Origin of the sequence: Ilyomonas limi (assembly GCF_005233845.1) — a bacterium.
In the GTDB taxonomy this organism is placed as follows: Bacteria; Bacteroidota; Bacteroidia; order Chitinophagales; family Chitinophagaceae; genus Ilyomonas; species Ilyomonas limi.
In genome coordinates this window covers 28,461-51,929 of the sequence record NZ_SZQL01000025.1, presented here as the reverse complement: position 1 = coordinate 51,929, position 23,469 = coordinate 28,461, and the positions used below count along the sequence as shown (strand labels likewise).

21 protein-coding genes are annotated in these 23,469 nt (G+C 40.7%); all 21 read left to right on the top strand.

Annotated features, from left to right (window positions below; translation table 11 throughout):
• Positions 1–23: 23 nt before the first annotated feature.
• Positions 24–1,154, top strand: coding sequence for a glycosyltransferase (locus FC093_RS21240; RefSeq protein ID WP_137263827.1), 1,131 nt, complete (start codon positions 24–26; stop codon positions 1,152–1,154).
• Between the two features lie 11 nt (positions 1,155–1,165).
• Positions 1,166–2,323 carry a glycosyltransferase family 4 protein gene (locus FC093_RS21235; RefSeq protein ID WP_137263826.1) on the top strand — a complete coding sequence of 386 codons (1,158 nt, stop codon included), beginning with the start codon at positions 1,166–1,168 and terminating at the stop codon, positions 2,321–2,323.
• Positions 2,310–3,482 carry a glycosyltransferase gene (locus tag FC093_RS21230; RefSeq protein WP_137263825.1) on the top strand — a complete coding sequence of 391 codons (1,173 nt, stop codon included), beginning with the start codon at positions 2,310–2,312 and terminating at the stop codon, positions 3,480–3,482. The genes FC093_RS21235 and FC093_RS21230 overlap by 14 nt, the downstream gene beginning before the upstream one ends.
• 55 nt (positions 3,483–3,537) lie before the next feature.
• On the top strand, positions 3,538–4,734 hold the full coding sequence (locus FC093_RS21225; RefSeq protein WP_137263824.1) for a hypothetical protein: 1,197 nt from the start codon (positions 3,538–3,540) through the stop codon (positions 4,732–4,734).
• Positions 4,735–4,741: 7 nt separating this feature from the next.
• Positions 4,742–5,761, top strand: coding sequence for a polysaccharide deacetylase family protein (locus FC093_RS21220; protein ID WP_170971178.1), 1,020 nt, complete (start codon positions 4,742–4,744; stop codon positions 5,759–5,761).
• Positions 5,733–6,704, top strand: a complete 972-nt coding sequence (locus FC093_RS21215) for a GNAT family N-acetyltransferase (RefSeq protein WP_137263822.1) — start codon at positions 5,733–5,735, stop codon at positions 6,702–6,704. The genes FC093_RS21220 and FC093_RS21215 overlap by 29 nt, the downstream gene beginning before the upstream one ends.
• A 27-nt stretch (positions 6,705–6,731) precedes the next feature.
• Complete coding sequence (locus tag FC093_RS21210) at positions 6,732–7,802, top strand: glycosyltransferase family 4 protein (RefSeq protein WP_137263821.1); 1,071 nt, start codon at positions 6,732–6,734, stop codon at positions 7,800–7,802.
• Between the two features lie 81 nt (positions 7,803–7,883).
• On the top strand, positions 7,884–9,059 hold the full coding sequence (locus FC093_RS21205; protein WP_137263820.1) for a glycosyltransferase family 4 protein: 1,176 nt from the start codon (positions 7,884–7,886) through the stop codon (positions 9,057–9,059).
• Entirely contained in the window at positions 9,043–9,654 is a 612-nt protein-coding gene (locus FC093_RS21200; protein WP_137263819.1) for a sugar transferase, read from the top strand. The genes FC093_RS21205 and FC093_RS21200 overlap by 17 nt, the downstream gene beginning before the upstream one ends.
• A gap of 3 nt (positions 9,655–9,657) precedes the next feature.
• A complete protein-coding gene (locus FC093_RS21195; protein WP_137263818.1) occupies positions 9,658–10,623 on the top strand; it encodes an ATP-grasp domain-containing protein in 966 nt (321 codons plus the stop codon).
• Positions 10,607–11,278 (top strand): HAD family hydrolase, encoded by a 672-nt coding sequence (locus FC093_RS21190; protein WP_137263817.1) that lies wholly within the window; start codon positions 10,607–10,609, stop codon positions 11,276–11,278. Before FC093_RS21195 ends, FC093_RS21190 begins: the two co-directional genes overlap by 17 nt.
• Positions 11,279–11,321: 43 nt before the next feature.
• The gene (locus FC093_RS21185; RefSeq protein ID WP_137263816.1) at positions 11,322–12,488 is read left to right on the top strand and encodes an aminotransferase class I/II-fold pyridoxal phosphate-dependent enzyme; all 1,167 of its coding nucleotides are present in this window, start codon (positions 11,322–11,324) and stop codon (positions 12,486–12,488) included.
• Between the two features lie 58 nt (positions 12,489–12,546).
• Positions 12,547–14,496 carry a polysaccharide biosynthesis protein gene (locus FC093_RS21180; RefSeq protein ID WP_137263815.1) on the top strand — a complete coding sequence of 650 codons (1,950 nt, stop codon included), beginning with the start codon at positions 12,547–12,549 and terminating at the stop codon, positions 14,494–14,496.
• A gap of 82 nt (positions 14,497–14,578) precedes the next feature.
• Positions 14,579–15,679: a hypothetical protein gene (locus FC093_RS21175; RefSeq protein ID WP_137263814.1), complete on the top strand. Its 1,101-nt coding sequence runs from the start codon at positions 14,579–14,581 to the stop codon at positions 15,677–15,679.
• 97 nt (positions 15,680–15,776) lie between these two features.
• Positions 15,777–17,006, top strand: a complete 1,230-nt coding sequence (locus FC093_RS21170) for a class I SAM-dependent methyltransferase (RefSeq protein WP_137263813.1) — start codon at positions 15,777–15,779, stop codon at positions 17,004–17,006.
• Positions 17,007–17,090: 84 nt separating this feature from the next.
• Positions 17,091–18,227 carry an acyltransferase family protein gene (locus FC093_RS21165; protein WP_137263812.1) on the top strand — a complete coding sequence of 379 codons (1,137 nt, stop codon included), beginning with the start codon at positions 17,091–17,093 and terminating at the stop codon, positions 18,225–18,227.
• Positions 18,228–18,266: 39 nt separating this feature from the next.
• A complete protein-coding gene (gene rfbF, locus FC093_RS21160; protein WP_137263811.1) occupies positions 18,267–19,070 on the top strand; it encodes a glucose-1-phosphate cytidylyltransferase in 804 nt (267 codons plus the stop codon).
• Positions 19,071–19,302: 232 nt separating this feature from the next.
• Positions 19,303–20,400, top strand: a complete 1,098-nt coding sequence (locus FC093_RS21155) for an NAD-dependent epimerase/dehydratase family protein (protein WP_137263810.1) — start codon at positions 19,303–19,305, stop codon at positions 20,398–20,400.
• A gap of 114 nt (positions 20,401–20,514) precedes the next feature.
• On the top strand, positions 20,515–21,078 hold the full coding sequence (gene rfbC, locus FC093_RS21150) for a dTDP-4-dehydrorhamnose 3,5-epimerase (protein ID WP_137263809.1): 564 nt from the start codon (positions 20,515–20,517) through the stop codon (positions 21,076–21,078).
• Positions 21,079–21,095: 17 nt separating this feature from the next.
• Positions 21,096–22,445, top strand: a complete 1,350-nt coding sequence (locus tag FC093_RS21145; RefSeq protein WP_137263808.1) for an NAD(P)H-dependent oxidoreductase — start codon at positions 21,096–21,098, stop codon at positions 22,443–22,445.
• 10 nt (positions 22,446–22,455) lie between these two features.
• Positions 22,456–23,409: a glycosyltransferase family 2 protein gene (locus FC093_RS21140; protein ID WP_137263807.1), complete on the top strand. Its 954-nt coding sequence runs from the start codon at positions 22,456–22,458 to the stop codon at positions 23,407–23,409.
• The last annotated feature ends 60 nt before the right edge of the window (positions 23,410–23,469 follow it).

The following is a 23,469-nucleotide window of genomic DNA, read 5'->3' as shown; positions in this document are numbered from 1 at the left end:
AGCTTACGACAAATTTTTGGGGAATGACGGAGGTTAAACGCATAAAGGTATTGTTTGTAATAGATACGCTGGAAGTGGGCGGAGCAGAAAAAAGTCTGCTCGACAATACATCCCGTTTTACGCATGTTCATCCTGTAGTTTGCCACATCTATAAAGGCGATACACTAAAGCAGCAGTTTGTTGAGAAAGGTATTACCACTTATTCATTAAACATACCGGGCAGATACAACTTTACTAATGCATATAAAGCATTATCAAGAATAATAGTGCAGGAAAAACCCGATGTATTGGTAGCTTATCTTACCCGTGCAGAGATTGTAACAAGATTGGCCGGCAAGCTGCATCATATTCCGGTAATTGGCACATTTGTAAGCGACCTGTATTGCAAAGATTTTAACCGGCATTTATCCTGGAAAGGAAAATTGGGTGTTGAATTTTTCAGGCTTATTAATAAATGGATGAGTAAAATTTGTGTAGGTTTCGTTGCCAATTCATCTGCCATTAAAGAAGCCAACATACAACATTTGCATATCAATCCTGATAAAATAAAGGTAATTAACAGGGGAAGAGAAAGTGTTCGTATTGCCATTAAAGAAAAAAGCTATCCAGAACAGCAAAAGCAGTTGAGATTTTTAAACGTTGGCAGGCTAATACCGGTAAAAGCACAGCAGCAATTGATACAGGCATTCGCAAGGTTTGCTAACGTATATCCCGCTGCAACACTCCACATTGCAGGTGATGGGCCTTTGCACCAGCAGCTCCTTCAAACCATTGCTGAGTGCAGGCTTCAGGGCAAAGTTATCCTGTTGGGCAATCGCAAGGATATACCCACCTTACTTGCCGGCTACGATTGTTTTGTATTTCCTTCGCTGGTAGAAGGTTTTAGTGGTTCGGTAGTAGAAGCCATGTTTGCCAGGCTGCCTGTTTTAGCTTCCAATATTCCACAAAACAGAGAGGCAATTACGCACCTGCACACAGGTTATCTGTTTGAAAAAAATAGTATAAAAGCTATTGAAGAAGCACTCTTTTGGTTTGCCGGCAACACAGTAAAAGCCTATAATATGGCCGAACAGGCTTATATATATGCAAAGCAACATTTTGAACTAAAGGACAGAGTGGAAGAACTGGAAACCTACCTGCAATCAGCTATCTAAATTTTTTTCTTTTGAAAGTTTTACACCTGATACAAAAGCCGCAGTTGAGAGGGGCTGAAGTATTTGCTTCGCAACTATCCACGCATCTGGAAGAAGCAGGTCACCAAGCTATTTTGGTGAGTGTCTTTGCGGGTCCGGCTGCACTCCCTTTTGGTGGTAAAGTATATGCATTAAATGCTAGTCAAAGCCATCGCTTTACAGATGTAAAAGCGTGGAAAAAATTAGCTGCCATCATTGAAAGCGAAAAGCCTGATGTAATACAGGCAAATGCCGGTGATACGCTTAAGTATGCGGCATTTTCAAAGTTACTGTTCGGATGGAAGCAGCCCGTTATTTTTCGCAATGCCAGTATGATAAGTCTTTATATTAAATCGAAATTAATAAGGCTTTTCAACGCATTTCTTTTTAGTAAAGTAGAATTGGTTATATCGGTTAGTAATAGCTCGGCTGAAGATTTTGTAAAGCTGTTCCCCGCATTAAAAAATCACATCATCACCATACCCGTAGGAATCGAAGTGAATGAAGCTGTAGCTACTGGAAAAAATACAATTCCCACTTTACAGGGTAATCCTAAGTTGATACATGTAGGTGGATTTTCTTTTGAAAAAAATCACGCCGGGCTGTTATCTGTTTTTGAACGCATTATAAAAAAAATGCCCGGTGCATTGCTGCACTTAGTTGGTGATGGGCCACTTAAACAACAAACGCAAAGTTTGGTGGAGCAAAAAGGTCTTAAAAAGCAGGTTGTATTTCATGGCTATCAAAAACAACCATTATCATTTATACGCCAGGCCGATGCACTATTGCTGCCAAGCATTATTGAAGGATTACCGGGCGTAGTACTCGAAGCATTTTATTGCAAAACGCCGGTAATAGCTTACGACACTGGCGGCATCGGCGAAGTAGTTATCAATAATAAAACCGGTTATCTAATACCAAAACAAAACGAGGTAGCTTTTGCAGATGCTGTAGAAAGTGCATTGAATAATAGTGAAGAAATAAACCGGTTTATTGCCAATGCTTATCAGTTGGTAACCACCCAATATATGAACGATGATATTGCTGTAAAGTTTGTAAAGGCATATCAAACTATCACAAATAAGCAAGCGTTTTCAACAAATAAAGTACTGCAGCCAACCAAAAATGTAATACAGAATGATTATATCTAAAGTTGAAACAAATACAACAGTAGGCCCTGTGCTTACCAACGGCAAACGCACAGTTGTATTACATATTATTAAGTCGCTTGGCAGAGGTGGCGCCGAAATGTTGCTGCCCGAAACGCTGGCTAAGCACAACCAGTCGCAGTACGAATTTCATTACATTTATTTCCTGCCCTGGAAAGACCAGGTAGTGGGCGATATTGAAAGAGAAAATGGCATAGTTACCTGTATTCCTGCTAAAAACAATATTCAGATTTTTGGTAAGACAGGCGCTATTGTACAATACATCAAAACGCATAAAGTACAAATTATTCACTGCCATATGCCCTGGGCGGGTGTGATTGGGCGTATTGCCGGCAGGCTGGCAAAAGTGCCGGTAGTCTATACCGAACATAACAAGTGGGAACGCTACCACAAAGCCACTTATTTTTTTAATAAATACAGTTTTTCCAGCCAGGCAAAAGTGTTGGCAGTATCGGGCGAAGTAGCTAATTCTATACAAAAGCATTATCATAAAAATACACCGGCAATACAGGTGTTGCGCAATGGCATTAACATAGATAAATTTTCGCGCGACATACAAATGGAACCGCTTGTAAGATCATTGTACAATATTCCCGAAACGGCTATTGTTATTGGTATTACCTGTGTTTTTCGCAAACAAAAACGCCTCACAACCTGGCTTGAAGTTGCAAAGCAGTTGCACAACGTATTTACGGATGTCCATTTTATCATTGTAGGCGATGGCGTGTTGAAAGAAGAAGTATATGCCAAAGCAAAAGCATTGGACATGCACAACTATCTGCACTTTGCAGGCTTGCAGGCAGAAGTGCGTCCATACCTGCAGGCGATGGATATTTTTATGATGACATCGGAGTTTGAGGGCTTGCCGGTAGCCTTGCTGGAAGCGATGAGTATGCGTTGCATGCCGGCTTGCACTGCTGCAGGTGGTATTGGCGAGTTGATACAGGATGGGGAGAACGGTGTACTGGTACCAATAGAAGAGCCGGAGCAATTGATAAACAAATTATCGGAATACATACTTTACCCTGAAAAAATAAAAGCGGCTGCACAACACGCAAGGCAAACTGTAGCAAGCAACTTCAGTATCCAAACGATGGTTGCAGCATTAGAAAATACGTATGAAGAAGTAGTAGCCGGATGAATTAAATAAGGCTGCGAATAACAGAAAATAATATTTACATCAACAATCTCCACCAGTGATCGGCGCATTTATACTGCTCATTATTCTTTACGCACTTACCCAGCCTTTATTAAAAGTATTTAAGAGTAAGTACCGGTGGTTTGATATGGATCTGATGCAAAAATTGTTTTGGTACCATGTGTTTTTTGCCCTTGTGTATTATGTAACGGTAATGAACTCCCGTTCCGATTCGGTATCTTATTTCGAGCGTCCGCAGTATGCATACAGCAGCTGGTGGGAAGCATTTCAAACGGGTACTTTATTTATAGAGTTTGTTGGCTATCCGTTTATCAATTTTTTTCATTTCTCTTACGAAATGATGATGCTGCTTTTCTCCTGGATGGGATTCTGGGGCTTTGTGTACTTCTATATTTTCTTTAAAGAGAACGTAAAATACAAACACTACTACGAGGGATATGATTTAATAATGCTGTTTATGTTTTTGCCAAACATGCATTACTGGACGGCATCGCTTGGCAAAGGCTCCATTATTTTTTTTGGAATGGGAATGGCAACCTATGGGCTAAGCAAACTAAAGGGACGCAAACTGGCACTCATTGCAGGTTTAGCCATTGTATATTATGTTCGTCCGCACATCTTTTTGTTTATGGGAATTGCCATATTGGTTGGCTTGTTTACAGGCAAGCAGGATGTGCCCAAATACCAGAAATGGCTCGTTTTAATTGGTGCTGCAGTTGCGCTTACCCTAATGTATAATACAATCATCAGCTTTGTAGGACTGGATAGCGATAACCTCGTAGGTAGCTTCGATCAGTTTTCGAGCACCCGTGCTTATGAGTTGTCCTCGGCAAATTCGGGTATAGATATTTCCAATTATCCGTTAATATTTAAGCTGTTTACTTTCTGGTATCGGCCATTGTTTATTGATTCACCCGGATTTACCGGAATAGTGGTTTCTATAGAAAATGTATTTTATTTATTACTAAGCTATAAGCTTTGGGAGAAAGGATTTCTTAAGTTTTTTAAAGTTTCTTCCTCTTTGGTAAAGATGAGTGCCGTTCTTTTTATAGGCACTTCACTGGCACTCGGCGAAACATTATCAAATATGGGCATTATCGTACGGCAAAAAAGTATGGTAATGTATTATCTGCTTTTCATCATTATTACTTATCTCGATTATAAAAAAGGGTTAGTGGCAAGCAAAAAGAAAAATGCAGCCGACCTGCAGCTTGCCGCAAGTCCACAAAACTAATCAAACCATGGCCGGAGTTTTTACAATCTCATTAGACTTTGAACTGCATTGGGGCGTATTTGATAAGCGCGACCGCAAAAGCAGGTTATTGTGCTATCAAAATACAATACGCACAGTGCCCAAAATGCTGGCGCTTTTTGAAGCTCATGGTGTGCACGTTACCTGGGCTACGGTGGGCAGCATGTTTGCCAGTGATGCCGAAGAATGGAATCAGTTAAAACCTTCTTTGCAACCCGAATATGCCAATGAAGGCTACTCGCCATACCGCTGGGTGGCACAGCACGGTTTGCAACCCGAGTATCATGTTGCGCATTTTGCACCGGATGCCGTTAAAAGCATTTTGCAATATAAAGGGCAGGAATTAGGCACTCATACATTCAGCCATTATTACTGCCTCGAACAAGTAAAGCAACCCGAAGCTTTTGAAGCTGATTTAAAGGCGGCAAATGCTGCTGCATTAAAGTTTGGAACGCAAACAACCTCATTGATTTTTCCAAGAAATCAATATAATGCACAGGCACTCAGGGTTTGTTACGAAAATGGTATCAGAGTGGTTCGTTCTAATCCCGACGCCCGGTTTTGGACGCCTATTAATGATAAAGATGCCAGTTTGTTGCGCAAAGTATTACGTACCGGCGATGCGTATATACAACTTGGTTCTACGCGCAGTTCTTATCCGCTTACTGCCATTGCGAAAAGAGTCAATGAGCCGATGCTGCTGCCGGCAAGCCGGTTTTTAAGACCCTGGCACCCGGCACATCGCTTTACCAATAAACTGATGCTGCGCAGAATTAATAAGGAATTAGAAACTGCAGCAAAGCTGCATGAGTGTTATCACTTATGGTGGCACCCTGAAAATTTTGGTGACTTTCCGCAGGAAAATTTAGAAAATCTGGCTATCGTTCTGGAACAGTACAAAAAATACAGGCAGAAATATGGTATGCAAAGCTGGAATATGGGTGAATATGAACATCATTTAGCTGATAAATATGTAAAACATGAACATCAGGTCTGCAACGTCGGCTGATAAGCCGGCCATTATAACGCTGTTAAAACAATCTTTGGGAGAATCTACCATTCCAAAGTCTGAAGCTTTGTGGAGCTGGAAGCATGAGCAAAATCCCTTTGGCGAATCGTATGTATTGGTAGCAGAAGAAGCCGGCGAACTAATAGGTTTGCGTGCATTTATGCAATGGCAGTGGCAATGGAACAACACTGTTTATAAAGCAATAAGAGCCGTAGACACAGCTACGCATCCGGCACATCAGGGCAAAGGCATTTTTAAAAAATTAACGCTACAGCAAGCCGAGGCCTGTAAGCAACAAGGCGTAAGTTTTGTATTCAATACACCTAATGAGCAAAGCAAGCCGGGCTACATAAAAATGGGCTGGATAGAACAAGGAAAAATGCCGCTCAAAATAAAGCTCCGGCTATCTGATGCCTGGCTGCCTTTTACAAAAAATAAAACCAAAAAGATCATTGCACCGCAAAACTGGAACGAAGCGCCGCTTGACCGTGTAAGTAATAGTATAACAGATTGCATCACTACTGTTTTAACGCCGGAGTATATTAAATGGCGTTATGCAAATAATCCATTATTCAACTATAACTATTTTACCGATGGGGAACAATTTATAGTTATTACCCGCCTTAAATCTCATGCCTTTGCAGATGAACTGCGGATAACGGATTTCATTTTATTAAATAACAAAGCCAACGTTCAATACATCAATAAAACTGTTGCTGCCTTGCTACGCAGGTTTTGCAGCAAACACCACATTGGTTTTATTACCTTATCCGGCCGCCAATACCTGCAATATCAACCATACTTTAAATGGATGGGAATAGTGCCGGTAAAAGCAGCAGGCCCCATCATTACACTTAAAAATTTAAACCTCAACGGTAGCTTCGATAGTTTCTTAAATACAGCAAACTGGAGCTATTCTTTGGGAGATATGGAGTTGTTTTAATCATTACATTTTAAAACTGTTTTAGTAATGGACACCAAAAACAATTCTGAAAGAACAATACACTTCTTTACAAAAGGAGATCGTAATACAGCCAGCTCGCGGCAGCGGGCATATATTGTTGCCGATAAGCTCAAAGAGGTTGGTTTATCCTGTATAGTACACGAGCCATTTGTAAACAGATTGAACAAAACCAAATGGCCCAAAAAAGCAGTTGTCATCAAAGATTTATTTACCTGTTTGTTGCAGGTAAAAAGCAACGATGTTATTTATCTGCAGCGCACGGTTTACAGCAGTTACTTTATCAATGTTCTTTTGCTGCACCATTCGTTTTTTAAGAGCAAACTGGTATTTGATTTTGACGACGCTATCTTTTTGCACCTGCCGGCCCAAACAGAACGGCTTACCCGCAAAGCAGAACGGGTTATTGTTGGTAGCCATTTGCTGCAGGAGTGGGCACAACAATATAACAAGCATGTTTACCTGCTTCCAACAGCTATTGACTTTTTATGCTACTCAAAGTATTCCATTGAATACAGTGAGGTTAAACCTATTACTATTGGCTGGATAGGACACGGGCCAGACCACTACGAGAATTTAGAAATATTTGCGCCTGTTATAAAAGCTTGTGCCAGCAGAGGATTGAATATTCAACTCTTAATTATCGGCAGTCTCCGTTCCGAAAAAGTAAAATCTTTATTCAGCCATATAGCAGGCGTTACTACTCATTTTATTGATTCACTCGACTGGTCTGCACCTGATGTTATTCCTCAGGCATTACAGCCTTTTGATATAGGTGTAATGCCATTGAAAAACACAGAATGGAATACCGGCAAATGCGCGTTTAAAGCCATTGAGTACATGGCCCTGGGAATACCGGTGGTAGTATCTGCAATTGGAGAGAATAATTACCTGATAAAAAATGGCATAAATGGTTTTAGGGCATCTGATACAACGGAATGGGCAGACAAACTGGAACAGCTCATTTGCAGTGTGGAGCTAAGAAAAAAAATGGGGCAATGCGGACAGCAAACCATTAAACAGTACTACGCCTATCACGCAATTATTCCTACGCTGTACAACATACTGCAATCCGTATAGCGGAGTATAGTTATTTACCCAAAAACTTGCAAAACCAAGGCAATTATTAATATTAAGTGTGCTACAATTTTAAGTACTCCAATGAAATCTCATACCAAACTTGTTCGTGTTACCACCGTTCCGAGTTCATTGCAAATTCTGTTGCGCAGACAACTTCGCTTCGTAAACGGCTACTACGATGTATTGGCCGTTTCTTCACCAGGTAAAGAACTGGAAGAGGTAGCACAGGATGAAGGCGTACGTACATCGGCAGTAAACATGACCAGAACAATTACACCCTGGCAGGATGCAAAAGCATTGTGGCAGCTATACAGACTTTTTAAGAGAGAAAAACCAGCTATTGTGCACACGCATACACCCAAAGCAGGCTTGCTGGGCATGATCGCCGGAAAGATGGCAAAAGTGCCGGTGCGAATGCATACGGTGGCCGGTCTTCCGCTGATGGAAAGTACAGGAATGACCAAAAAATTATTAGAGCTGATGGAACGGCTTACATACACCTGTGCAACGGATGTATATCCCAATTCGGCATTACTGGCCAACTTTATTAAAAACAGAAAATATTGCGGTGCCAATAAGGTTAAGGTATTAGGTAATGGCAGCAGCAATGGAATAGATACGGGATACTTTAAGGTTACAAAGGAAATAAAGCAGGCTGCTGAAAAACTAAGGGCTGCATTGCAAATAAGTAAAAGTGATTTTGTATTTGTGTTTGTTGGCCGGTTGGTAAAAGATAAGGGCATTGAAGAACTGGTAAATGCCTTTTTACAAATGCAAAAAAAATATAATCATATAAAGCTATTGCTGGTAGGCACGTATGAGCCGCAGCTCGATCCGTTATCCAACGAAACAACAAAAGCTATAAGCAACAATGAAGCAATTATTTATGCAGGTTTTCAGCAGGATATTCGCCCCTATCTGGCTATAAGTCATGCGCTCGCCTTTCCTTCTTACCGCGAGGGTTTTCCCAATGTGCCCATGCAGGCTGGCTGCCTGGATTTACCCTGCATTGTTACCGATATTAATGGCTGTACCGAAATTATAGAACATGAAAAAAACGGATTGATTATACCGGTAAAAAACGCACATGCATTGGAGGGAGCAATGGAAAAGCTACTTACAGATGAGTCGCTTTTAAATACATTAAAAAGCAATGCAAGAGCTATGATACTGGCGCGCTACGACCAGCAGCTTTTATGGAATTTATTATTAAAAGAATATCAGCAACAACTCTCTTCTCATGCAGTGGTATCATAAGTGCTTTAAGCGTATTATAGATATTTTTATAAGTGTTGCAGCACTCCTGCTGTTAGCTCCGGTGATAATAATAGTTGCCTTGATGCTAAGCATTGCCAACCAGGGCAACCCTTTTTTTACACAACGCCGTCCCGGCAAAAATGCCAAAGTGTTTTTGCTTATTAAATTCAAAACGATGAATGATAAGCGCGATGAAAAGGGGGAATTGCTGCCAGATGAGGAACGGTTAACGACCATCGGGAAGATGGTTCGCAAAACTTCGCTTGATGAATTACCGCAATTGTTTAATGTGTTGGCCGGCAGTATGAGTTTGGTTGGTCCGCGACCACTGCTGATAGCTTATTTACCCTTATATACGCCACAACAAAACCGGAGGCACGAAGTAAAGCCTGGTATTACCGGATGGGCGCAGGTAAATGGTCGCAATGCCATAAGCTGGAACAAGAAATTTGAACTGGATGTTTGGTATGTAGATCATATAAGTTTTGCCCTCGATATAAAAATAGCAATTACTACTATCAATAAAGTTTTTAAAAGAGCAGACATCAATCAGCAAGGGCATGCCACCATGCCGTATTTTACCGGAACTAATTAACGTATGAATATTCTTATTACTTCTGCAGGGCAGCGTGTTTCTTTAGTAAGAGCCTTTCAAAAAGAATTAAAGATTTTTTTCCCCGAAGCTAAAGTATTTGCTGCCGATATGTGCCCCGAACTTAGCCCGGCATGCCATATAGCAGATCAATATTTTGAGGTGAAAAAAGTAACGGCTATAGAATATATTGATGGCCTTTTGCAGCTATGCATAGCAAACGATATTAAAATGGTGGTGCCAACCATTGATACCGAATTGTTGGTATTATCCAAAAACAAACAGCTATTTGAAAAGGAGGGTATTCATGTAATTATTTCTTCTTTTTCACTTGTAGATAAATGCAGGGATAAGCGCAAAACAACGGCTTTCTTTCAGGAGTGCGGTATAGAAGTGCCCGCTGCAATTGATAAAAACAACCCTACATTTCCCTTATTCATCAAGCCCTACAATGGCAGCCTCAGTGCAGAAACATACCTCATCACTTCGCCCGACGACTTAAAAGACTACCACTTGCAAAATGAGCGGTTTTTATTTATGGAATACATCAATAAAAACAACCATGATGAGTACACGGTAGATATGTATTTCGACCGGAAGCATAATGTAAAATGTATTGTGCCACGGTTAAGATTATTTGTAAGAGCAGGCGAAGTTAACAAAGGCATTACCTCCAAAAATGTACTGGTGCCTTATTTAAAAGAAAAGTTGAGCACTATAAAAGGAGCGGTGGGTTGCTTAACGGTTCAGTTCTTTTTAAATAAGGTAACAGAACGAATTGTAGCTATAGAAATTAATCCACGCTTTGGAGGTGGCTATCCGCTGAGCTATTGCGCCGGCGCCAACTACCCCCAATGGCTGATACGGGAATATTTCCTTAATGAAAAAATAAATTATACCGAAGACTGGGAAAATGGTTTACTAATGCTCCGGTATGATGATGAAATAATAGTACATGCAAGTAACGGTTGATGCTAACAGCTATTTCGTCTTTGACCTGGATGATACCTTGTTTTACGAAATAGATTATTTAAAATCGGCTTACAGGCACATTGCCAAAGCATTGGCAGCACACACTGGCATTGACCTTTATGATGAAATGCTGGCGCGCTTTTACAAAAGCGAAAATGTATTTGAATGGCTGTTAAATAATCTTCATTTCCCTGCTGAAATTTCCAAAGGCTGGTTACTGCAGCAATACCGCGGGCATTTGCCTGATATAACGTTACAAGCTGCTGTAAAAGCCTTTTTGGGAGAACTGAAACAACATCAAATTCCTATTGGTTTAATAACAGATGGAAGGAGCATTACACAACGAAACAAACTGAAAGCATTAGGCATAGAACAGGATTTCACCGACATTATTATATCGGAAGAATTTGGCTCGCAAAAACCCGATGAGCGCAACTATCTTTTTTTTGAAAAAAAATATTCCGGCAAAAACTTCTATTTTTTTGGAGATAATACAGGTAAAGATTTTATTGTTCCGGCAAAGCTGGGCTGGGCTTCTTTCTGTATAAAAAATAACGGTACACATATCCATTTGCAGGAGTTATCTCGGTTACATGACCAATGCCATGTCATCTCTTCATTTGCTGAAATCCATCTGAATTATATTAATCAATAAGGTACTAATTCTACACCAATAAAAAACCATAATCTTCAACACTATGAAACCCAAAATCTGGCTTTCTGCTCCCCACATGGGTGGCAAAGAATTGCAGTATATTCAAAACGCATTTGCCGCCAACTGGGTTGCTCCCGTAGGCCCAAACATCGAATTGTTTGAACAAAAACTGCAAACCTATCTCGGACACAATATGCACGTGTCGGCTGTGAGTTCGGGCACTGCAGCTTTGCACCTGGCACTGATTATTTTAGGAGTAAAAGCAGGGGACGAAGTGATTTGTCAGTCGCTGACTTTTTCAGGTTCGGCAAACCCGATTGCTTACCAGGGCGCTACGCCAATATTTATTGATAGTGAAGAAAATACCTGGAATATGTCGCCGGAGTATTTGGAAGTGGCTATTAAAGACAGGCTTAGTAAAGGCAAAAAGCCGAAAGCTATTATTGTAGTGCACTTGTATGGTATGCCTGCACAGATGGATGCTATTATGGATATAGCCCGCACGTATGATATTCCTGTTATTGAAGACGCTGCAGAGGCACTTGGTTCAAGATATAAAGGCCGGCAATTAGGTACGTTTGGAGACATTAGCATATTGTCGTTCAATGGCAACAAAATTATTACCACTTCGGGCGGCGGAGCTATAGTATCGGCGAATGAAGCCTATATAAAGCAAGCTAAGTTTTTAGCTACGCAGGCGCAAGACCCAGCACCACATTATCAGCACTCGCAAATAGGTTACAATTATCGTTTAAGCAATATTGCTGCATCTATCGGCTGCGGACAAATGGAAGTGTTAACGGATCGTATATTACAACGCAGAAGCAATTTTGAATATTACAAAAATGCTTTTGCAGCTATTAAAGAAATACAACTGCTGGAGGAGCCGGACGAAGACTATTATTCCAATCATTGGCTTACCACGTTTATTGTTGATAGTGATATACTAATGCGCGAAGACCTGCGTCTGGCACTTATTGGGCAAAATATAGATTGTCGCCCCGTGTGGAAGCCTATGCATCTGCAACCGGTATTTGCCGGCGCGCCATATTATGGTGCGGATGTAAGTGAAAAACTCTTTAAAAACGGCTTGTGTCTGCCATCGGGCTCTAATATCTCCGATGCTGAATTACATACAGTAACATCGGTAATACTGCATACCGCTACTGCTGTACTTCAGGCAGAAAGCACAAAGATGTATGCCTTATAAAACATACTAAATTTTTAGCTTTTACTACGTTACTTAATCAATCATAAACCTCATTTATATGGATAGGATTGTGTTACATACCAAAGTGATACCTCGTTGGGTAGTTTTGCTTATTGACCTTGCTGTTTGCTCCTTATCTTTCGGTGTGTCTTACTTTTTAGTAAAGCATTTCGAGTTTACATTCATTCTGCGCGGACATTTCTTTTTTTATACCATATCGTATGTATTACTCACAGGCATTGTATTCTACTGCATGAAGGTGCATACTTGTTTAATCCGGTATTCCAATATACATGATATGCTGCGCATTTTCCTGGCAGTATTAGTAACCAGCCTGTTATACCCGCTGGTAAATAAACTGTTACTTGTTAATTACTTCGATATTCGTTCGCTCAATGTTCTTCTTGCTTTATCCATCAACTTTTTCATTACTTCTTCGCTGCTTATTATGCTCCGCGTAAGTGTAAAGGAAATGTTTTTGTATGGCACCAAAGCATCTGAAAGCAGTAAAGAGCAGGTACTCATCTTTGGTTCCGGCAAAAATGCTATACTCATCAAGCAGGCTATAGAAGCAAGTAAAGAGAATGCTTTTGTAATAGCCGGTTTTATTGATACTAATACGAAGCGGATAAACACTGTTATTGAGCAGAAAAAAGTGCACAGTATAAGAGAATTGTCTGTATTGAAGTACCGGAAAAATATTACCAAGTTGATTTTACATGCCGAACAAACACGTGGTTTTGATAAAAAAAACTTGCTGGAACGCTGTCTCGAACTGGGCATACAAGTACTTACTGTGCCGCCATCCGATGAGTGGGTGTATGGGAAATTAAGCCTCAATCAAATGCAGGCTTTGCGCATAGAAGATTTGCTGCAGCGGGAACCGATAGTTATCAATAACACCCGTATATCCGAAGAACTGTTTAACAAGCGCGTACTTATTACCGGCGCAGCCGGCTCCATTGGCAGCGAAATAGTAAAGCAGGTATTATCCTTTAAACCAGAAATGGTTATTCTCTGCGATCAGGCAGAATCTTCACTACACGAGATGCAACTGCACATGCAGGACATGTTTCCGCAAGCTGTCATCCAGGTTTTTATTGGCAACGTCCGCGAGTTTGCGCGCATGCAAATTCCTTTCAAAGAATATAAACCACACATTGTGTTTCATGCGGCGGCTTACAAGCATGTGCCCATGATGGAAAACCATCCGTCCGAAGCAGTGCTGACCAATATTCTGGGTACTAAAAACATAGCTGATCTGGCAGCGGCCTATGGGGCAGAAAAATTTGTAATGATTTCTACCGATAAAGCAGTGAACCCAACCAATGTAATGGGTACATCCAAGCGCATAGCAGAGATGTATGTGCAATTGCTGAGTAGCACGCCGCAGCTTATAGATAATACCACTTTAAAAACCAAATTTATAACAACGCGCTTTGGCAATGTATTAGGTTCCAGCGGTTCTGTTATTCCCCGTTTTAAAGAGCAAATACAAAAAGGCGGACCAGTTACGGTTACACATCCCGAAATAACCCGCTTTTTTATGACGATTCCCGAAGCAGTGCAATTGGTACTGGAAGCCTGCACAATGGGTACCGGCGGTGAGATATACATATTTGACATGGGCAAACCGGTAAAAATTGCCGACCTCGCGCGTAAGATGATACAGCTTGCCGGCTTAACACCCGATCAGGACATCCGTGTTGCTTTTACAGGTTTAAGACCCGGGGAAAAGCTGTACGAAGAACTGCTGAACAAAGAAGAGCTTACGCTGCCTACTTATCACGAGAAAATAAAAATTGCGCGGGTAATGCCCAACCATCGCAGGGTAAGATATGATATAGAAACATTGATAAAAATGTGTTCGATAGCCGGCAGCGAGGAACTGGTGAGAAAAATGAAAACGCTGGTACCGGAGTATAAAAGCAAAAATTCGCGCTTTGAAAAACTGGATGTAGAACTTGAAGCCGGAATTACTGAAACCACTATTACAGCGGGTGTATAATTAGTTGATCACAAAACATCAGCACTAAACCTGCAATGCCTAATTGCTTATTCCAGCACCGATAACAATTCAATACCAAAACATGAAACCTTTATTCGACTGTACAATAGAATATTTAAAAAGTCCTCACCTGCAGCAGTTATATACCGGTTTTTTTGAACTGCAAAAAAGGGGAATCGCACAGTTGCATTTTACACAAAAAAATAAGAGTGCAGATGCTACTGCCATTACTACCGTCATAATCAACAATAAATACAAGGTTATTTATGATGCAATTGATGGGTTATCATGGATAAAAGGTACTGAGGAAGAGAATCTGCTGTATTTTCAAAAAAACTTTAAAGCTGACTTTTACTTTAAGAGAAGTTACAGCCCCAAAATGCTGGCTTATGCACCCGAAGGCTGCACTGTTTTGCCATTAGGGTTTAATTATAACATGCAACCTCGAGCCAATCTGTTACGCTTTAATAATTCGCTGCCGGAAAAAATAAAATATATACTAAAAACAGGCAACCTCACAAAGCGTTTTTTTGGCAAGAGCTTTTTTTACGCCAAAGATTTCGAACAAGCACCGCTTGAAGCCGGGCAGGATAAAGTCTTGTTTATTACACGTCTCTGGAATCCTGATGAAGCTAAAAGTGAACCTTCCAGAGTGCATCGGCAAAGCATCAATGCCATGCGTGTAGCTTGTATAGAAATGTGTAGAAAAAAATACGGCAAGCAGTTTACCGGAGGATTAATTAAAGATGCTTTTTCTGCTAAGCATTATCCCCAGCTTTTACTACCCGATGAGCTGACATGTAAAAAAGGTTATTTAAACACTACAAAAAAACACGCTATTTGTGTTGCAACTACCGGTTTGCACAATTCTACAGGCTGGAAGATGGCTGAGTATGTTGCAGCTTCCAAAGCCATTGTATCGGAGCCGTTGCATTTTGAACTGCCGGGCAATTTTGAAAAGAATACAAATTATCTGGAGTTTACAACTGTGGATGAACTGATAAACAAGATTGACTACTTATTGCAAAACAAAACTGCTTTATTGCAGATGATGCAAAACAATCATCGCTACTACCACCATTATGTAAAGCCCGATGTGCTGGTGTTGAACACACTGAATAAAATAGTTGCACCAAAGCAAGAAGATGCGTTCATTCAGCAAGCTGTTCAGGCATTAGTATAAAAACGTCACCGGCACTCCTGAAGGTCGCTTTAATAAAATACCAAAGCATCATTTTTAAAACCATATCATCACTCTTACACTAAACTGTTTAATTACTATGCACTGCAGATTTTGTAAAGCTCCGCTATCACAGGTTTTTGTTGATTTAATTAATTCTCCTGCTTCCAACTCCTTTCTTACACAGGAGCAGCTTAATGAGCCGGAAGTATATTATCCATTAAAAGTTTATACGTGCAGCAACTGTTTTCTGGTGCAGATAGAAGAGTATAAAAAGTCGGATGCCATCTTCAATAATGAGTATGTGTACTTTTCTTCTTACTCTACCAGTTGGCTGCAACATGCAAAGAAGTACACCGAAAAAATGATTGGGCGGTTCCATTTTTCGCATAGCAGCCAGGTAATAGAAATAGCTTCTAATGATGGTTATTTGCTACAATATTTTAAAGAAAAAGGAGTGCCCGTTTTAGGCATTGAACCAACTGCCAATACAGCCGAAGTAGCACGCAGCAAAGGCATAGAAACAATTACTGAATTTTTTGGAACCCAACTGGCGCAGCAGCTTGCAGCACAAGGCCGAAAAGCCGATTTATTGCTGGGCAATAATGTGCTGGCGCATGTACCCGACATTGTAGATTTTGTAAGTGGCATGAAGCAGGCATTAAATGAGCGAGGCGTTATTACAATGGAATTTCCGCACCTGATGCAGTTGATAGATAATAACCAGTTTGATACTATTTACCATGAGCACTTTTCTTATCTCTCTTTCTATACCGTAAAGCAAATATTTGAAGCGCAGGGATTAGCCATGTTTGATGTGGAAGAATTGCCAACGCATGGCGGATCGCTTAGAATATATGCCAAACACCAGGATGATGCAAGCAAGCCCGTTTCGGAAAATGTAACACGGCTGTTAGAAAAGGAATTAGCCAAAGGCATCAACAGATTGTGCTACTACAGCCATTTTCAAAAGCAGGTAATGGAGGTTAAAATAGCATTTACACAATTTTTAGTACAACAGAAAAAAGCAGGTAAAAAGGTGGCAGGCTATGGAGCTGCTGCTAAAGGCAATACCTTGTTGAATTATTGCGGCGTAAAAAATGATTTAATTGAGTATGTGGTAGATGCCAATCCGCACAAGCAAAATAAATGGTTGCCCGGCAGCCATATTCCGGTGGTAAATGAAGCGTATATGAAGGAGTCAAAACCCGATTACGTTATTCTGTTTCCGTGGAATTTAAAGGAAGAAATTATGAAGCAGCTTTGCTACATTAAAGAATGGGGCGGACAATTTGTTGTGCCTATTCCTTCTTTACAAATCATTGATTAGTGTCCTGTTTTTCACAGGATACTTATTAATGTAAAATACCAATTACAATAATCCTTTTTTATTGATATAAAGTATAGTTTTTTAATGTTTCCAATCCAAGCCCCTTCGCAAACACACACAACACCTGCAAGTGAACAGCAGGCATCAGATGCAGCAAAGAGTACTCATCATGCAGTGCATCTTAAGGGATTAAACGGCTTCAGAGCCATGGCCGCGCTGGCAGTTATTTACATGCATCTTGCCAATGTATTCGATTATAAAGTGCAATCCGGCAGCCTGGGAGTAACCGTTTTTTTTACGCTCAGTGGTTTTCTCATTACTTATTTACTACTGCTTGAAATGAAGAGAACGCAAACAGTTGCGATTAAAAAGTTTTATGTGAGGAGGGTGTTACGGATATGGCCGATGTATTACCTGTATATGATTATCGCCATACTGGCAACCGTATTTATTTACACCGAAAGAGTAGAAATAAGCCACATACTGTATTACATATTTTTCATGGCTAATGCACCTTCCCTGGTGGAAAATAGAATTGAGCTGATGTACCATTATTGGTCGCTGGCGGTAGAAGAACAATTCTACTTGTTTTGGCCCTTAGCTATCCGGTTGTTCTCTAAGCGGTTTGTACCGTTTTGTTTACTATTGATAGGCGTAATGTTTGGCGCACGCGTAGCTGTAAATGTATTTTACGGTACCGATAATCCTATATATATTCTGTTTTATTCGCTGCGCTTCGATTGTATGGCAATAGGTGGGTTAGCTGCTTATTTATACTTTCAAAAGTCTAAATATATTACGATAATACAGCACAAAGCTTATCAGTGGGTTGCCTGGTTGATACTGTTGTTGGCTCTGTTAGACTTTTTCCGCACCTTCCGTATTCTGGACCATGAGATTATTGCTGTTATTACCGCTATTCTTATTGTTAATCAGGTAAGTAATCCCAAAACCATCATAAGCCTCGAAAATAAGTTATTCGATCAGCTAGGTAAATTATCGTACGGTATTTATCTTATTCATCCATTAATAATAGCGCTGCTTATTTTGGTGTATCAAAAGTATGAGATACCATTTACCGGAATCTGTATCCTCCATTTTCCGCTCATCACCATCACACTTACTTATTTGTGCGCCTATGTATGCTATCATTTTTTTGAGCATCGGTTTATAAAGATGAAGCAGCAGTTTGCACCGGTAAAAAGCAGCAGTTCTATTTAATGATGTATTTATTTTATTACTAACACAAAAAAGTCCTATATGAAAGCAGTTATTCTTGCAGGTGGCTTCGGCACCCGCATCAGCGAAGAAAGTGGCATACGCCCCAAGCCCATGGTTGAAGTAGGCGGCAAGCCCATCTTATGGCATATCATGAAAATTTATTCTTTTTATGGAATTAATGAATTTATTATCTGCTGTGGTTATAAAGGCAATATCATTAAAGAATATTTTGCCAATTATTGCGTCAACAATTCCGATGTAACATTTGATATGCGAAAGAACAGCATGGAGATACACCGCAACGATACTGAAGACTGGCGTGTAACTCTTGTACATACAGGCTATTCTTCTATGACCGGCGGACGTTTAAGACGTATAAGACACTATTTGGACAATGAAACTTTTTGCATGACGTATGGCGATGGTGTAAGCAACGTAAATATTCAGGAGTTAATAAATTTTCATCACAGCCAGGGAACGTTAGCTACACTGACTGCCGTACAACAGCCGGGCAGGTTTGGTGTATTTAACCTCGATCCCGAAGATACATTTATTCATCGCTTTCAGGAAAAGCCGGCAGCGGGTGGCAGCATGCCATGGATAAATGGTGGTTTTTTTGTGCTGGAACCTGAAGCAATAGATTACATTGATAGTGATGATACTGTATGGGAACGGGAGCCGCTGGAGAATCTTTCGCGTGACGGGCAGCTATCAGCTTACAGACATGCCGGCTTTTGGCAGCCAATGGATACGCTTCGCGATAAGAATGTATTAGAAGACTTATGGCAAAAAGGCGAAGCCCCCTGGTACGTTTGGAATCCGACATTTGCAGCGGCTTATTAAGTTGGAGAGGTTTGTTTTAAAATAATTATTTGAACCACAAAAACACAAAGGACACAGAGATGCATAAAGCATACTTTGTGCAATTTTCATCTTTATAAGCCTTAGTGATTCCTGACCCGAAAAACTTAAACAGCTTTTAAGTAAATCTTCAAACGCACTCTGCAATTACAATTTTGCAGCATCCGCTTTAATCACCCATCTTTTTTCATTACACAAAAACACATCTGTTTATATGAAAATCTTAATTACCGGCAATATGGGTTATGTAGGCCCTGTTGTCGTAAATCATTTACGCGCTATTTATCCTGGTGCAACGCTCATTGGTTTCGATATGGGCTATTTTGCTTCTTCGCTTACGCATGCACCCGTGCTGCCAGAGAGCAAACTGGACACACAACTATTTGGCGATATACGCACCATCAAACCCGAAATGCTACAGGGCATTGATGCTGTTGTTCACCTGGCTGCTATCTCCAACGATCCTATGGGCAACCGCTTTGAAGAGGTAACCATGGAAATCAACTTTATGTCCAGTGTACGGCTTGCAAAATTGGCTAAGCAGGCAGGTGTACAATCATTTGTTTTTGCTTCTAGCTGTAGCATGTACGGTGCTGCCGAAGGCAGTGCCAAAACCGAAAATGCCCGGTTGAACCCGCTTACTGCCTATGCCCGTTCTAAAGTATTTACCGAAAAAGAACTCGAACTGCTGGCAGATGCAGATTTTACCATTACCTGTCTTCGCTTTGCCACTGCATGTGGCGCAAGCGACCGGTTGCGGCTCGATTTGGTGCTCAATGATTTTGTTGCAGGCGCAGTTGCTTCGGGTAATATTCATATTTTAAGTGATGGCAGCCCCTGGCGCCCATTAATACATGTAAAAGATATGGCACGCGCAATTGATTGGGCAATTAACCGCGAAGCATCTAACGGTGGCAACTTTCTGGCAGTAAATGCCGGCAGTAACGAATGGAATTATCAGGTAAGTGAATTGGCTCATGCAGTAGCTAAAGCTATTCCGGGCACACAAGTACATATTAATAAAGACGCGGCGCCGGATAAACGATCCTACCAGGTTAACTTCCATCTGTTTCAAACGCTGGCACCACAGCACCAGCCGCAGGTTACATTGGTGCAGGCTATTTTGCAACTGCAAGCTTTATTGCAGGCAATGCAGTTTAAAGATCACGACTTCAGAAACTCGCATCTTATGCGGCTAAAGGTGTTGAATTATTTACAGGAAACCGGACAGATTGACGATCAGCTTTGTTGGAAAAATCGCTCATCTGCAGTAACAGGCAATAAACCATTGGCAGCAACAGTAAATGTGTAAGTTTTTTTAAGTGATCCTGCTTTTGACCGGCATTATTAAACTACAGCACTAAACAATAGAAATAAAATTATCAGCATATTTTCAAAATCAGATAGTACCAAACAAATAAATTGTATGTTATTCACCAAAACCAAATTAAAGGGTGCTTATGTAATAGAAATTGAACGTAAGAAAGATGAGCGGGGCTTTTTTGCCAGAACTTATTGTCAACGCGAATATGAAGCACAAGGAATAGATTTCAATATAGTGCAGGCAAACGTTAGTTATAATAAAAAGAAAGCAACTTTACGTGGCTTGCATGCTCAGCTTGCTCCTTACAAAGAAAGTAAATTGGTACGTTGCAGTTGTGGAAGCATATACGACGTAATTGTAGATATGCGTAAAAACTCTTCTACTTATCTGCAGTGGCATGGGGAAGAACTCACTGCCGATAATTCTAAGATGATGTATATTCCTGAAGGTTTTGCACATGGTTTTATTACATTGGAAGATAATACAGAGGTGGTTTATCATATGTCGGAATACTATACTCCCGGAGCTGAGATAGGCTTCCGCTGGAATGATCCCGCCTTCAATATTCAATGGCCCTTGATGCCGGTGATTATGTCTGCAAAAGATCAGTCGTATGCAGCATATGAACCAACACTTGATTACAGTAATAGTACATACTCTTTTTAATAACAAATAAACCAAACATGATAATAGTTGACCAGTTATTAAAAAACCGTGCAAAGGCCGATAAACCTATCCGGGTAGCTATGGTTGGTGCTGGATTTATGGGTAAAGCAATTGCGCTGCAAATATGCAAATACACCCAGGGTGTTCAATTGGTTGCTATATCCAACCGGAATGTGGAAAAAGCAGCAAAAGCTTATGCCGATGCCGGTATCACGTTGGTAAATGAGGTAACTACTGTACAGCAACTGGAAGGTAATATTGCACAAGGCAACTATAGCATTACCAATAATCCACTGCTACTTTGCGAAGCGAAAAGCATTGAAGCCATTATAGATGTTACAGGTGCTGTAGCGTTTGGTGCCAATGTTGTATTTCAAGCTATTCAAAATGGGAAGCATGTACTATCGGCCAATGCTGATCTGGATGGAACGGTTGGGCCTATCTTAAAAGTTTATGCCGATAAGAGGGGCGTTGTTTATACCAATATTGACGGAGACCAGCCGGGCGTTATTATGAATCTATACCGCTTTGTAAAGTCAATGGGTGTAAAGCCAGTACTTTGCGGCAATATTAAAGGGCTGCACGACCCGTACCGCAACCCCACCACTCAAATAGCATTTGCCAAAAAATGGGGACAAAAACCTGAAAAAGTAGCTTCTTTTGCCGATGGCACCAAGATATCTTTTGAGCAGGCGATTGTTGCCAATGGTACCGGCATGCGTGTGGCCAAGCGCGGCATGCACGGACCTACTGTACCAGCCGGCACTACCATCAAGGAAGTAGTTAATTTATTCCCTTTGGAGGATATGCTGACAGGTGCTGGTATTGTAGATTATGTAGTGGGCATTAGCGAGCCGGCACCGGGTGTGTTTGTGTTAGGTACGATTGATGATTCGGTGCAGCAGCATTATCTTAACTTGTATAAATTAGGTGAAGGGCCGCTTTATCTTTTTTATACACCTTATCATCTTTGTCATTTTGAAGTGCCTAATACCATTGCAAGAGCAGTATTATTGAATGATGCTGCTTTGACACCCCTTGGCAAACCTTATGTAGAAGTAATAACTGCTGCCAAAAGGGATTTAAACGCCGGTGAAACGATTGACGGCATTGGCTATTACATGACCTACGGACTTTGCGAAAATGCGGAGGTGCAACAAGCAGAAAGATTACTGCCTATTGGCCTGGCAGAAGGCTGTGTGCTAAAAAACAACATACCTAAAGATGGAGTAATTACTTATGATAATGTAATACTGCCCGGTAATCGCTTCGTAGAACGCCTGCGCAAAGAGCAGGACGATTATTTTTTTGCTGCAAACAGCAACGACATTCAGGAACCCGTAATAGCCGATACGCTTTCAATGTAAAACAACTTACATGTACACGCCAAAAGTATCTGTACTCATACCTACTTACAACTATGCACATTTTTTAGATGAAGCGATACAAAGTGTGTTGCAGCAGACTTTTACTGATTTTGAAGTAATTATTTGCGACAATCATTCTACCGATAATACACAGGAAGTGGTAAAAAAATACCTATCCGATTCGCGCATTTACTATTATAGAAATGCTACAAATATTGGACTGGTTGGCAACTGGAATAAATGTTTGGAGCTGGCAAACGGAAAGTACATAAAATTCTTATGTGCCGATGATAAATTTAACCCGCAACTACTGGAGAAATTTATTGCTGTAGCCGGAGAATATCCAACGGTATCATTAATTACCTGCTACAGGCAAGGCTTCGGTAGCAATAGTAGCATATTTAAAGTACCCGTGACTGGTTTTTACACCGGTCATCACATTACTAAACTTACCTTGCAAACGTATGGCTGGCTGGGCGAGCCATCGGCCGTAATGTTCAGAAGCAACACCAAAAAAACTACTGCATTTAAGGGAAAATATAAGTGGCTTACCGATTGGGAAATGTGGCTACAGCAATTGCAATACGGCGATTGCTACATTATACCCGAACCACTCGCCTGTGTACGAATTCACGCTTCGCAAATCACAAAATCGGTAATGAAGAATTATGTAAACTATTTTGAAGAATATGAATTGTGCCAGAATATTAAAGCACATCGCGGCTACAACATAGATACGACCGATATAGATATGGATGCGGTACTGAAAATGCGGGCAGCTAAATGTGCCAAGGTTGTATATAAAGTGCTGCCGCAGTTGTATAAAAAAGCACAACGCCAGCTTTTTGTAAATGCCTTTAAAATAGCCTGGAAAGAAAGCGTATTACTCGATCCGCTGAAGAAGATCATCATCGGGAGAGGTTTTAAATCTACAAAAGCAAAAACTCAGATGGGCATGGCATAAATTGTAATTACCTCACACTCCTTATAACTACTTCCATCTGTACTTCACAATTCAGCTTAC